This is a genomic window from Oleiphilus sp. HI0067 (assembly GCF_001635735.1).
On sequence record NZ_LWFI01001487.1, the window covers coordinates 31,425 to 44,684 of the forward strand.

Annotated in this window: 14 protein-coding genes; 5 read left to right on the forward strand and 9 right to left on the reverse strand. The window is 44.8% G+C overall.

The features are described 5' to 3' along the window. Positions 1-69 precede the first annotated feature (69 nt). Positions 70-471 carry a PIN domain nuclease gene (locus A3739_RS24305; RefSeq protein WP_068476046.1) on the reverse strand — a complete coding sequence of 134 codons (402 nt, stop codon included), beginning with the start codon at positions 469-471 and terminating at the stop codon, positions 70-72. Continuing rightward, on the reverse strand, positions 468-662 hold the full coding sequence (locus A3739_RS24310) for a type II toxin-antitoxin system VapB family antitoxin (protein WP_068474007.1): 195 nt from the start codon (positions 660-662) through the stop codon (positions 468-470). The genes A3739_RS24305 and A3739_RS24310 overlap by 4 nt, the downstream gene beginning before the upstream one ends. 162 nt (positions 663-824) lie before the next feature. On the opposite strand from A3739_RS24310, the gene A3739_RS24315 reads away from it, so the two are divergent. Both A3739_RS24315 and A3739_RS24325 read left to right on the forward strand, forming a co-directional pair. Then, positions 825-1,115, forward strand: a complete 291-nt coding sequence (locus tag A3739_RS24315) for a hypothetical protein (RefSeq protein WP_068474010.1) — start codon at positions 825-827, stop codon at positions 1,113-1,115. Between the two features lie 322 nt (positions 1,116-1,437). Continuing rightward, the gene (locus tag A3739_RS24325; RefSeq protein ID WP_068503121.1) at positions 1,438-1,905 is read left to right on the forward strand and encodes a hypothetical protein; all 468 of its coding nucleotides are present in this window, start codon (positions 1,438-1,440) and stop codon (positions 1,903-1,905) included. Between the two features lie 460 nt (positions 1,906-2,365). On the opposite strand, the gene A3739_RS24330 is transcribed toward A3739_RS24325, so the two are convergent. Both A3739_RS24330 and A3739_RS31520 read right to left on the reverse strand, forming a co-directional pair. Then, on the reverse strand, positions 2,366-3,007 hold the full coding sequence (locus A3739_RS24330; RefSeq protein WP_197472253.1) for a substrate-binding domain-containing protein: 642 nt from the start codon (positions 3,005-3,007) through the stop codon (positions 2,366-2,368). Continuing rightward, positions 3,008-3,253 carry a LysR family transcriptional regulator gene (locus A3739_RS31520; protein WP_068481344.1) on the reverse strand — a complete coding sequence of 82 codons (246 nt, stop codon included), beginning with the start codon at positions 3,251-3,253 and terminating at the stop codon, positions 3,008-3,010. Between the two features lie 128 nt (positions 3,254-3,381). Between A3739_RS31520 and A3739_RS24335 the strand changes: the two genes are divergently transcribed. Continuing rightward, on the forward strand, positions 3,382-3,873 hold the full coding sequence (locus A3739_RS24335) for a VOC family protein (protein ID WP_068481341.1): 492 nt from the start codon (positions 3,382-3,384) through the stop codon (positions 3,871-3,873). A gap of 32 nt (positions 3,874-3,905) precedes the next feature. On the opposite strand, the gene A3739_RS24340 is transcribed toward A3739_RS24335, so the two are convergent. The 4 genes from A3739_RS24340 to A3739_RS24355 are packed head-to-tail and all read right to left on the reverse strand — an operon-like array spanning position 3,906 to position 8,922. Further along, a complete protein-coding gene (locus tag A3739_RS24340; RefSeq protein ID WP_068481338.1) occupies positions 3,906-5,747 on the reverse strand; it encodes an extracellular solute-binding protein in 1,842 nt (613 codons plus the stop codon). A gap of 29 nt (positions 5,748-5,776) precedes the next feature. Continuing rightward, a complete protein-coding gene (locus tag A3739_RS24345) occupies positions 5,777-6,877 on the reverse strand; it encodes an enoyl-CoA hydratase/isomerase family protein (RefSeq protein WP_068481335.1) in 1,101 nt (366 codons plus the stop codon). A gap of 39 nt (positions 6,878-6,916) precedes the next feature. Further along, on the reverse strand, positions 6,917-7,702 hold the full coding sequence (locus A3739_RS24350; RefSeq protein ID WP_068473156.1) for an enoyl-CoA hydratase: 786 nt from the start codon (positions 7,700-7,702) through the stop codon (positions 6,917-6,919). Positions 7,703-7,758: 56 nt separating this feature from the next. After that, entirely contained in the window at positions 7,759-8,922 is a 1,164-nt protein-coding gene (locus tag A3739_RS24355) for an acyl-CoA dehydrogenase family protein (protein ID WP_068481347.1), read from the reverse strand. A gap of 214 nt (positions 8,923-9,136) precedes the next feature. Here A3739_RS24355 and dinG point away from each other — a divergent pair, with 214 nt between their 5' ends. Continuing rightward, on the forward strand, positions 9,137-11,275 hold the full coding sequence (dinG, locus tag A3739_RS24360) for an ATP-dependent DNA helicase DinG (RefSeq protein WP_068481332.1): 2,139 nt from the start codon (positions 9,137-9,139) through the stop codon (positions 11,273-11,275). A 235-nt stretch (positions 11,276-11,510) separates the two neighbouring features. On the opposite strand, the gene A3739_RS24365 is transcribed toward dinG, so the two are convergent. Further along, a complete protein-coding gene (locus tag A3739_RS24365; RefSeq protein WP_197472541.1) occupies positions 11,511-12,449 on the reverse strand; it encodes a threonine/serine exporter family protein in 939 nt (312 codons plus the stop codon). A gap of 151 nt (positions 12,450-12,600) precedes the next feature. On the opposite strand from A3739_RS24365, the gene A3739_RS24370 reads away from it, so the two are divergent. After that, the coding region (locus A3739_RS24370; protein WP_068503124.1) for a thioesterase family protein at positions 12,601-13,260 on the forward strand (660 nt) is incomplete at its 3' end.

Consider the following 13,260-nt stretch of genomic DNA (forward strand, 5'->3'; position numbering starts at 1 on the left):
ATGGAGTTTTGGTGATCGTGAAGACGCGTTGTCGTCTGCGGTTTATACGGAATTCCGTATAATAAGCTGTTATGTTTTTGAAATAGCAGATATTAATCCGCAATGTTCTACAAAAGGTTTGAAGTCTTTATCCGTAAATAGCAGCGGCAATTTATTATCTATGCAAAAGGTCGCAATGATTACGTCCGCTGTCTTTCTGACCGTAATACCTTTCTTTCTCAGCAAACGGTAATAGTCTGCACACTCAACAACCATCCTATTGCCTAGCATCTCATACTGGTCTAATTTGCTTAGCAGTTTCTTTGTCTTGCTGTAGTCCTTATCACTCTTTATGCCTTGTAATATTTCCAGCAAAATCAAATCGCCCAGAGCAACGTTTCCTTCCATAAGCTGTTTATCTAGCTCATCAGTAAAAGGGCTTGTTACACCATTAAAGTAGTCAATCCAAACGCTTGTATCAGCAATAATCACTTATCGCCTCGCATTTCGTCTAAATCACCTTCCCAGTGTATTTTTCCTCTTAAACTCCGCACAGCTTGCTGCTGGTTTAATTTAATAAGCAACTTCAAGCCTTCTTCAACTGCGTCCTTTTTTGTGTTTAAGCCACTTACTTTTAAGGCATTTGCCATTAAATCATCATCAATTACAATATTCGTTCTCATAAATCACCAGTGTGTATTACATAAAGTATATATACACATTAACATAAATAAGAAACATAACAAGGCTATCTTGCATCGCCCCACGAGGCGTGGGGCTGGACAGCTAAAGCTTCGCATTATCTGCCGCAAATAGCGGCGTTATAGGTAAAGGAATTACTCTAAATGGGAAAAAGGGTACGTAAACATAGAGATAAAAAGACGAAGAAATCGTCAAAAAAATCCTGTTATCCTATTTATCAGGTGATTTCATTTTTGCTTGGGTTAGTTGGTTTTCTTATTTTGGCTTGGTGTGGTTATAAAATGGGAAACCCTTTTCCATATGCTTCATACATCGGATTAGGTTTAGTGGTATCAGCCACTTTCATAAGTATTATCTTTGATAAAAGTAAGTGGTCAAAAAATCGCGATGACTACCCAGATAATTTGGGGGGGCATGATGGCGGCGCCCACTAATGGCTATAGCAAAGCCATTTTGCCTCGCCAGCAAGCTGGCTGACAAAATTCCGCAAATGGCGGCGCTAATAAGTACTAAGAATGAAAAGCGGACATTGGTTTTCCATTCGCAAATAGACAAGAGCAGACCTTGGCGTTTATTCATTCTCGATGCCTGCGTCAAGAGGGAGATGCCGGACTTTGATCTTTACTAACAATCGCTTATAGGTTGAGGTCGACTTTGCGTATAAGCGCCGTTGTAATCTTGATGGGTAATAAAAGCATCTTGTTAATATCAAACTAGGCTTTAATTAGAGTAGTCATATTTTAATAAGCGAGTTAAATGAAAATTAAAGAAGAATGGTTAGGGTTCGGGCCCTTATGTCTTTTGCTAGGTATTCCTGGGTTATTTTTGTTTCAACCATACCCTAGCTACGACGAACTCAAGGTTGTGAAAGGAACTGTCACAGAGTACCACTGGCAACCATCAGGATCTTCGAAGGGGATGGGGGCTAAATACATATACGTTTCTACAGGAACTGATTTGTTGAAATTTGGTGTCAGTACAGGGAAAAACGCCATCGTTGTTGGGGCGCCCATCATTGTTAGAGTTCGGGGGAACGAAGCATGGGAGCTAGAGCAAAATGATCGAGTTATTTATACATACGAGCAAACCGTCTCTGATGCTGATCGGATAAATAAGTGGATGAAACCGACGGTTGTTATGTCTGTGCTAGTTGGTGTTTTTCTTACACCATTATGGGTTAAGAACAGACGTAAGAATCGCTCGAAGATCAGATCTTTGTTTTGAAAAGAAAGTCGCTAGATTTATTTTATTAAGAGTGTACTCAACGTCCGCTTCTGTCTAACTCCGTGCATTGCACTTTAAACAATAGATGATGTGCTTCGCTTACCCTTCGGGTCGACCGTTGGTCGTTCAACGCACTAAAGCGCTTTTGTGCTGCCTGCGCGGAAGTGACTTGATAGTAAACACTGCGTATTACCTCATTCTCAAAAGTCGAACGAAGGGACAATCCCGTCGAGCGCGTAAGCGATCCGGGTCGCCTTTAGATGAAGGTGAATTGCGAAGCAAGAGAGGCTGGCATGTGCCATCTTAAGACCTTTGGCGAAACAAAGGTCTCAAGGCGCTGTCGGTCGCCACCGACAGGAAAAGAAGAATTAGCCCAGTGCTATATTAGAAAAATTTTAGTGACTGATGTTGGCTCAACAAATTGCATAGAGTGCGATCAGAAAACCTCAAAACCTAAACGCTAACCCCACATATTCTTTATGATTGCATTCAGCGCATCACATCTTTTAGGTAACTCTCTATTTTTCTTTCTAATCAAATATAGGTTTTCCTTCACGGCTTGTTTCGGCTTTAAAACTTGCAGTAATTCTGGGCTATGAAAACTGTCGATGGCGCTTTTAGGCAGCACTGTGAAGCCAATACCGCGAGTTAAGGGTTCTAGGATTTGGCTGATTTGGTTGATTGATCCGACGACGGGGATTTTAGCGATGTCCAATTGCTTTAGTTCTGGCTCTTCACATTTTCGAAAATACAGCGACAAATAATGTTCTGCATCTGGGTGAGATATTAGTCCGGAGTCTAAGAGCAGTTGCTTCCAGCTTTGCTTGATGTTTGTTTTTTTGGGGAGTACCAAGCACAGCTCCTCTTGGCCTAGCTTTTCGAATTCAAAAAAACTTTCGTTAGGGATGTCTGTCACGATTCCCTGATCGACATGCTCGTTCTTAATGTCGCTCAATATTAGGTGGTTTGGAGCCGCTGTGAGATTTAGATGAATATTCGGCTGTTGCTGTTGAAGCGTTAAGAGCTGTGGATATAGAAGCAAAGCCAGTGAACCTGAACAAGCCAGGGAGCATTTGCCTGAGTCGGGGTCATCAAAGTTCAATTACTCAAAGAGAGACCTTTCATCGCTCATGCGTTGTTTCGCGAAGCGATAGACTAATCGACCCTGTTCCGTTATTGCGAATGACTTGTTGTTTCGTTTGATTAAATCATGACCGCAAGCTTCTTCTAGTTTATTGACGTGCTGGCTTACGCCGGGTTGTGTCATAAACAGTTTTTCTGCGGTTTGTGTAAAGTGCCCCGTATCAACGAGCGTTATAAAGGTTTTTAGCCAGGTCGGATTCAGCATATTTAAGTAAATAAATTTATATTATTAATCTGATAATGATTGATAATTTTATCTAATCAATCATTCATTCTTTCTATCATTCTCTTATCAACTACATTAAACGGGTCAGAGAGAGTTAGGATTCAGTGATGAAAATGAATCATGTTGGGATTATGGTTGGCGACATGGATCAAGCGGTTGAGTTTTACACCAAAGCGCTAGGTCTTAGAGTGGTTATGAACAATACGAAGGTCATCGAAGAGCGAGAGTCTGCGATTGGTCGTATGTGTATTGCGGTATTTGGGGAAGGATTTAAAGGCTTCAATATTGCTCATCTTGTTACAAATGATGGTATTGGTGTTGAGTTGTTTGAGATGGTTGATCGCGAGGAGCGTCATAACGTAGATTTCTCTCGTCTTGGCATTTTTCACTTCTGCCTTCAGCTGCCAAAAGAGCAGTTTGATACAGCGATTAAACGCGTAGAAGAATACGGTGGAAAAGTGCGTATGGATATTATGCGTTACCACCCTAAAGACGAGCTAAAACAAGCGCAGATGGTTTACTTGGAAGATCCCTTCGGTAACTTGTTCGAGTTCTATTCACACTCTTATGAAGATACTTATGCTTCAGACTACGAGTAAAATAAAGGGGGGGGTAGACAATGTTCTACCCCTTATTTTGCCCACCAATTTTCAACGCCTAATTTGTAGGGGAGTGGTTCGGTTAAACGCTCAAATCGGTCCCAATATGCAACGCGGTGTACTCCAATATGCCAGTTAGGCACGATGTAATGCTCATTGAGCAATACGCGATCTAGAGCATGCATGATGGTAATAACTTCTCGTTCGGAAGTTACCTGGAGAAGTTGAGCGATTAGCGCGTCGATTGCTGGGTTATTAATGCCTGCGTAGTTAAAGCTGCCTTCTACATCGACCAGATCGCTATGGTAGTAGTCGCGTTGTTCGTAGCTTGGTGCATTACCTTGGCTAAGCACAAAGGTCATCATGTCGAAATCGAAATTATCGAGTCTGGCTTTGTACTGCGCGCTTTCCACTAGGCGTGGGTTAGCTTTAATGCCAACACGCTCGAGGTTCTTAATGAAGGGCAGAATGATACGTTTTAGTCCTGCTTGACGATAAATGAATTCAAATTCGAAGGGCTTATCTGTTTCGGTATGAATCAGTTGCTTACCATCTAATTTCCAGCCTGCTTCTTTCAGTAGATTCATTGCTGCACGCATCTTCTTGCGTATATTGCCGTCGCCTTTGCTTTGCTCGAAGCCAAATTCCTTATTAAACACGCTCGCTGGAAGTTGGGTTTTAAATGGCTCAAGTAAGGCAAGTTCTGCTTCAGAGGGAAGTCCTGAACTTGCATATCGTGAGTTCGGGAAGTAGCTCAGATTGCGCGTGTAGGCATTATGGAAAAGGGCTGCGTTGGTCCATTCGAAATCAAACAGGTGTGAAAGCGCTTGGCGCACGCGTCTATCAGAGAATAAATCACGACGCGTGTTAAAAAAGAAGCCTTGTGTTCCTGATGGAATCGAGTGCGGGATGGCTTCTTTGATGACTTTGCCGCTATTGAGAGCAGGGAAGTCATACCCCTGTGCCCAGTTTTTTGCGGTGTAGTCATAGAAGATATCAAACTCGTCTGACTTAAACGCTTCGAATGCGATGGATTGATCACGGTAAAAATCAAAGCGCACTTGATCGAAGTTAAACCGGCCTTGGTAAACGTTTAAGTCCTTACCCCAAAAGTCTGGTACGCGTTCTAAGGTAATGCTTGATCCGATATCGACCTTTCCTATTTTATAAGGGCCGCTCAGCAGGGGAGTAACTTCTGATGAGGTCTCAAAATCTTTGCTTTCCCAAAAGTGCTTTGGCAAAACAGGGAGCTCGCCTGTTCTGAAAATTGCTTGTTTGGCTGCGCCGCTTTTTAAAGTGAAACGTACGGTGTCGGTGTCGATCGCAGCCACGCTTTCTACATCTAATAAGCTTTGTTGGTAGCGTGGGTGGCCTTTCTCAATGAGTGTGTAGAAAGAATAAACCACGTCTTCAGCATCGATAGGGTGCCCATCATGAAAACGCGCTTCGTTTCGAATGTCATATTCGACCCAAGCATAGTTGTCGGGGTAGCGAATGGTTTGCGCGATTAATCCGTAAGCGGTTTGAACTTCATCGGCAGAAGAGGCGTAGCTGCCTGTTCCTGCCATGAGCGGTTCATTCAGCTCAGAAAACTCATACATAAACAAACCTGGCGTATTGAACGGGCTTGTACCTTTAAGTGTGTAGGGGTTGAGTGAGTCAAAAGTGCCGAAGCCCATTAGACGTAAAGTTCCGCCTTTTGGTGCGTTAGGGTTTACCCAGTCAAAATGTGTAAAGCCTTCATCGTATTTTGCAGAACCATAGAGAGAAAGCGCATGCCCTGAAATGATTGTTGGCTTAGGAGCTTCGGATTCACTGTGCGCGTATTGGCTCAGTAATAGAAGGCTCAAAAGAATGAAAAGAGTGTTTGCCATAGTTTGAGCCTTAGGTCCTTTTAAGATGCTTAAAGTAAGTCGGTAATAGGGTTGGAAGACCAAGGGGGAGTATACAGGGCTTCCATTTCCGAGGCACTTACAGCACTAAAGTGTGCGTGTTGCCATACTGGCTTTTTGTCTTTATCGATCAAAAGCGCTCTAACGCCTTCAGCAAACTCTGGGTGGCGCACAAGGTTGGTTGCAAGTATTAACTCAGAGCTGAATACTTCTTTCAAACTTGCGTATCGGAAACGTCTGAGTTGCTCGAAGATCACTAACATAGATTGTGGTGAGCCTGCATTCATCGTGGCAATCGCTTTGCTCAACCAAGGGCTTGCGTCTTTGATGCTATTTAGGTCATGAACAATATCGCCAAGCCCTCCTGTTTGGCATATGCCCTCGAGTAAACTCTCATGGTGCGATAAGTTCGAATCAACTGAGTTTTCGCAGCCAAGTTCGTCGATGATTTGGCTAACAAGCGCATGGTTATCTTTGGTTTTCCATGATGCAGCAGCCAAAGCGCTTTGTAAGCTTTCGAGTTTTTCGTTTGCAATGAAATGATCTGCGATGCCAAGTGTCAGCGCGTCCGTTGCATTAATACTTGCTCCTGTTAGCGCAAAGAATATTCCCAAACCACGTGGCATTCGACTCAAGAAATAAGTACCACCTACGTCAGGAAACAAACCAATGGTAATTTCGGGCATTGCGATGCGAGAAGTTTCCGTGATCACACGATGACTGGCTCCAGCCATCAACCCAAGTCCACCGCCCATGACAATGCCTTTGCCTAAACAGATGATTGGTTTTTCATAGGTGTGGATTAAATAATTGAGTTGGTACTCTTCTAAGAAGAAGGTTTCAGCGTATTCGCACACGCCATCTTTAGGGTTAAGGGAAGATTCATACAGAGCCTGCACATCTCCGCCGGCACAGAATGCTTTTTCTCCGCTGCCTGACAGAATGATACAGGCAATTGTTTTGTCTTCACGCCATGTATCAAGCTGCTCACGCAAGAGGCGAATCATTTCAAGATTTAAGCTGTTGAGTGCTTTTTCTTGATTCAGAATAAGACGGCCAATACGTCCTTTTTTGGCTTCAATTTCTTCAACAATGACTAGCGGAGATGACATTCCAAAACCCTTATTATTATGTATTCAAATGATATTTAGTTACGACCACGATGGGCTACGTTTTTCTAGGAAGGCATTGGTACCTTCGAGCTGATTCGCTTCGCCAATTAGATCAATGAATTCGCTGCGTTCATCAATTAGCCCTTGAGCAATCGCCTTTTCGCGAGGAGCAGTCATTAAACGTTTACAGGCGCGAATGGCATCGGGGCTTTGCTCTGCGGTTTGTTTCGCTAGTTCTATTGCGCGCGCTGTTGCCGCACCTTTGGCAGTGGTTTCTTGGGTTAGGCCAATTGTTAACGCGCGCTCTGCATCGATGCGTTCACCCAAAAGAATAATGCGACTTGCCCACGCTTCGCCAACTAACCACGACAAACGTTGTGTGCCGCCTGCACAAGGGAGTAGTCCTACTTTCGCCTCTGGGAGTGCAAGCTGTGCGTGTTCTTCTGCGATACGAATGTCGCAAGCTAGGGCGCACTCGAGCCCGCCACCCATCGCATAGCCATTAATCGCCGCGATAGTCACCCCGCTAAACGAAGCGAGAGCCTCAAAGGCTTCACCGAATGCTTCGGCCACTTCTTTTGAATAAGCTTTGTCGCCACCGGAAAATTGCTTCAAATCTGCACCTGCAGAGAAGAATTTTTCACCTTGACCATACACAACAATGGCGACGATTTCGCCAGACTCTTCAGCTTGTTCTACGACTGATTTCAGACCGTTTAAGCTTTCAATAGTCCAGGTATTTGCAGGTGGGTTGTTGATTGTGATGACTAAAACAGAGCCTTGTTGCTCTGTTGCAATAAGAGGTGTGGGGCTGTTGATGCTCATGTTCACTCCTAACTTGATTTATTATAAAACACTTATGCCTAGGTTCATGCTCGAGCTTACATCTGAATCAGGGCTAGGTTTGGATCGTTGAGTAGTTTGCGGGCAATAATGACGCGCATGATTTCATTCGTGCCTTCGAGAATTCTATGCACGCGGCAATCTCTAAAGTGACGTTCTAAGGGGTACTCTTTGATGTAGCCGTAACCGCCATGAATTTGCAGGGCTTCATCACATAGTGTAAAGCAGACATCCGTTGCGAAGCGTTTAGCCATCGCACAGTATGTGGTTCGTTCAGAGTCTTTTTGATCTAGTTTGTAGGCTGCAAGGCGAATCATTTGCTTGGCTGCGGTCAGATCCGTCAGCATGTCAGCTAGCTTGTTTTGAGTACTTTGGAATTGTGCGAGCGATTGACCGAACTGTTCTCTCTCTTTTGCATAGTTGGTGGCGGCGCTTAGTGCTGAGATTGCTGTGCCGGTTGAGCATGCGGCAATATTAATTCTCCCGCCGTCCAAGCCTTCCATCGCCAACTTAAAACCTTGGCCTTCTTCTGCTAGGCGATGAGATTGTGGAACACGTACTTGATCAAAATTTATTTGACGCGTTGGCTGCGCATTCCAGCCTAGTTTGTCTTCTTTTTTTCCGTAGCTAATGCCTTCGCTATCGGCAGGAATCGCAATACAACTCACGCCTGATGCACCTTGCTCGCCGGTACGAACCATGGTGATCAGTAAGTCGGTAGACCCCGCGCCAGAGATAAATACCTTACTGCCCGATATGATGTAGTCATCGCCATCTTTGACTGCGCTTGTAGTGAGTGATGCTGCATCAGAACCTGCACCAGGCTCAGTAAGACAATAACTTGCGAGTTTCTCACCGCTCGCTAAGGGTTCAGCCCAGTCATTTATTAAGCTCTCTTGGCCGTAGGTGCTGAGCATTTTAAAGGCCATATTATGAATGCTGATAAAAGCAGCCGTTGTGGTACAGCCAGTCGCAAGCTGCTCCATAATTAAACAGGCATCTAAGCGACTCAGACCAATACCAAAATGTTCCTCAGGCACATACATTGCCATGAAGCCAAGCTTGCCGGCTTCGATAAAAGCATCCTTCGGAAAAATGGCTTCTTCGTCCCACTGTTTTGCATTGGGAGCAAGATGATTTTCAGCGAATTTACGTGCGGTGTCTTGGAATGCGGTTTGATCGGGACTTAGTTCAAAATGCATGCGTTGCTCCATACTGCTTTCGTTTTTATGCTTGTTTTTGTACGACGTAATTTATTATTCGTTTTGTCTGTCGCTTGATACAGCGAGCATTCAAACTCTGATAAACTGCGCTGCGCCATGATTATAGGGGCTGCTGCCTCAGCATTTCTATACTTGTGTCCGAGTTATTCAAGTTTTCTTTTTTCTCTACAGGCACCGTTGAAGACCCCGTTGTATGTTAAGCCAAGAACAAAAAGCCTTAATTCAATCCAGTTATAGCAAGTTCACCGGCCGAGATGGTTTTCGTCCGCGCTATGGCCAGCGATTGATGATCGCTGAAATCGCTAAGTATTTGGGCTCAATTAAAAGTAATGCCGAAGGCTTAAGAAATAGCGCGCCGACCACTTGCGTCGTTGAAGCTGGCACCGGTACTGGAAAAACACTTGGCTATTGCATGGCAACTCTGCCTATCGCGATTGAACTCGGTAAAAAACTCGTTGTATCTACGGCAACGACAGCGCTTCAAGATCAAATTTTGAGTAAAGATTTGCCTGAACTCGCCAAACACTCTGGGATCGATTTTTCGTATGCTTTAGCAAAGGGTAGAGGTCGCTATGTGTGCTTGAGCAAACTAGAGCAACGCATTGAGTCGTTCTCGGCCGATCCAAACGATGCCACTATCCCGCTTTTCTTGCTTGATCAGGGCAATGACGAGGAATTATCAGAAGAGCAGTTACAGGGATTTTTTAGCCGTTATGCCTCAGGTGCATGGGACGGTGATCGAGACACGCTTGAAGAGCAGATCGACTCGCGTGCTTGGTCGATGCTGACCGCAGATAATCAGCAATGCTCTAACAGACGTTGCAGCTATTTTAGTAGTTGCCCTTACTACGAAGCGCGAAATCGTTGGGACGAAGCGGATGTTCTCATCGCTAATCATGATTTATTGCTATCAGATTTAGCCTTAGGCGGCGGTGTTATATTGCCAGCGCCTGAGCAAAGTATTTATGTGTTTGATGAGGCGCACCATCTACCCGATAAAGCGCTTGGGCACTTTATGGTGACAAGTGGTTTAAAAGCATCGCAGTCTTGGTTGAAGAGTTTGAGTAAATCTTTGGCAGAGATGCTGCCGGCCATTCAAGCCGGTCATTTTGTTGCCTCTAATATCGAACAGATTTCTCCCTTGAGCATTGCTCTGCAGCAAAAGATTGATGCCTTTTATATGAACTTGGCGGAAGGTTTAGATTGGGATCAGGAAGAGGGCGCATCAGAAAGTCGATATCGGTTTACAGATGGAATATTGCCCAATGAGGTGAAAGAACAGGCCTATAACATCAAACTAGATTTTGCATCGCTATGTCGTTATCTCGATGAGATTCGTGCTGAACTAAATCGTAGTGTGGACGAGAAATCTGACTGTGGTTTGAATAAAGAAGAGGCAGAGCAATGGTACCCAGTGATCGGTTCGCACTTTAACCGTGCCGATGGGCACTATGCTTTGTGGCAGTTCTATTCAAAAGATTCTAAGCCCGATGATCAGCCAGATGCGCGATGGGCGACCTTGCGTGACTATGAAAATGGTTCAGACATCTATTTGTTTGGCAGCCCACTGAGTGCAGGAGGCTTATTAAATGTTGCGCTTTGGAAGCGTGCTTACGGCGCCGTGTTGACTTCTGCAACACTCACTGCACTCGGAAAGTTTGATCATTTACGACACAAGGCAGGGCTTCCTCAAGGCTCGGTGTATCATCGCGTACCAAGTCCATTTGATTTTCAGCAAGCGGGTCTATTAAGAGTACCGCCGATGCGTTCATTGCCGAATCAAGCACAGGCGCATACGCAAGAGTTGATCGATGATCTTGAAGATTGGATCGAAGATCATAAAGCAGTGCTTGTGTTGTTCAGTTCGCGCAAGCAGATGAATGACGTGTTTTACGGAGTCGATCGTGACTTGCGTGAAGATATGTTGACCCAAGACGATATGGGTAAGCAGGAATTGATTCAGCTGCATAAGAAAAAAATAGATCAGGGTAAGCGCAGTATTTTGTTTGGTCTGGCGTCACTTGCCGAGGGCATCGATTTGCCAGGTAAGTATCTGACGCATGTTGTTATTGCCAAAGTGCCGTTTGCTGTGCCGAATGATCCTTTAGAGCAAGCGATTGCTGAGTGGATTGAAAGTCAGGGGCGTAATCCCTTTATGGAGATCTCTGTTCCTGAAGCAAGTTTGCGACTGATTCAGGCATGTGGCCGTTTGATCAGAACAGAGCAAGATTCAGGGCAAATTACGATTCTCGATCAACGATTAATCACCAAGCGTTACGGCAGCTTGTTGCTTGATGCTTTGCCACCTTATCGTCGTCAGCTGGGTTCTTAGTTTAAGCAATTGTCTACCGTTCAATCTTTTGCGCATAAATTGCATGAGCAGTAATTTGGCCCACCACAATTGCTGAAAATATGAGGGCTGCCGACTCACCAACACTTGATATCGGCAGTACTGTCGCCTCATAAAAGTTTTACCCAGCGCTCACTAATATACGGCTGCCAGGTACCATCAAAATGATGCCCTGGACCATGTATATATTTCCAATGAGTTTTAAGTTCTTCGCCACCTATGTCGAATACAAGGTGATCAATGTGGCAGTGATCCATGTTGCTGCGACCCAGCCATGATCGAAGCTGAATAGAGTGGGACCCCACGTGCCTAGGGCGATTGCTGGAACACCTCGCCAAATATCTTTAGGTCGAATGTTAAAGAGAATACCTATGCTTGTTGCCAGTAATACTGCGCCGATGGCGGAGCTATAAAAAGGTAATTCGTTGGTGTAGGGCACCGCACTCGTATTAAGCAGAGCATCGCCAAAACTAATGCCGATAAATATGCCGAAGAGGAGTTTAATGACGGACAAGATGGCTTGCCCTAAAAAGCTCATCCCCGATACAAGATCGTTGAAAGCGAAGCATTCTAAAGCGTTGGATATCGAGAGGCCTGGTACAAACAGCAGAACAGCCGCGATACCCATCGTCCAGACCGAGATATGAAAGCCAATAGAGTTAAGATACTCGGCGATGATTGCGACGAAAAATGTTGAGAAAAACTCAATGGCGACGGCGCGCCTGCCTGTTAGCTCTTGCATGCACAGCCATACAACTATGCCAAAAAGAGGGCTGAATGCTAGTGCTTCTAAAGAGCTACCAACGAGTAACAGGTAGGCAGGTGGTACAAGTACGCATGACAAAAACTCCATAAATCTGCCGGGCGGTTTGCTGTCAATTAGAATGGATTCATCATCGCGCACAATCCGGTTTATTGTTTGTGCAACGAGCGTGAACTCGAGAGTCGGAGTTTTTAGACGTTTCATGATGACGCTATTCGTTTCATCATGAAATTGAAAATTAATGAAGTTCGCATATGCCATTATGGTAACTGCAATGCCCCTATTCCTCGCGTAGTGCTCAACATACTTTTCAAGCTTGTAGGGCGGGCAACCGGCGCTATGGAGTGTTTCTCCTATATCCACGATTTTAGTTACTAAGTGGTAGTCGTACATAAATTCTGCATGCCGGCGTTATTGTCGTTCACTAAATATGTGCCACTTTCTGACTTAGTCCATTTATGAAACGGGCTTTTTCAGTGCGTATATTTGCGCCCTAGGTATAAGTGTTTAAGATGCGTTTCTCTGTCAAGAAACCATAAGAGGTATGTCGGTGAATTTTGATAAGTATTTGGCGCAGATAAATAAAGAACCTAGCGTTGTAGAGTTGATTCCAGATTGGATGCAAGGAAGAGCTGGGTTCGGCGGAATCGTTGCGGCATTGGTCTTTGAATCAATGCGCAAGCAATTGTCACAACCTGTGCCGGTGAGGTGTTTGCAAATTTCATTTGTTGGACCAGTTGATAGCAGTCCGCTAGAGGTTTCTGCCGAAGTTCTGCGTGAAGGTAAGAGCGTGTCGCATGTCGTTGGAAAAGGCGTGCAGGATGGTCAGGTGAAGGTCCTTATTCAAGGGAGCTTTGGTGCCTCAAGAGAGTCTGCAATTCATGTCGCCGCAGAGCCTTTAGTGTTGACAGGGGGTGTTGATCAGACACAGAAGCTTTCGTATATCAAAGACATGATTCCCGAATTTACAAAGCACTTTGATTTTAGGTATTTGACTAAATTTCCATTCGCGGGCTCAGATGAAACCTCTCTCGAAGGCTATGTTCGTTTTTCTGAAGAGCCAGAATCCGTGAGTGAAGCGCATTTATTAGGTTTGATTGATGCGTGGCCCCCAACAACCCTGCCTATGATGAAAAAGCTATGCATGGCGAGTTCTCTTAGTTGGACGGTCGAATTCATTCAGCCATACCAAGCACCCCGTGGA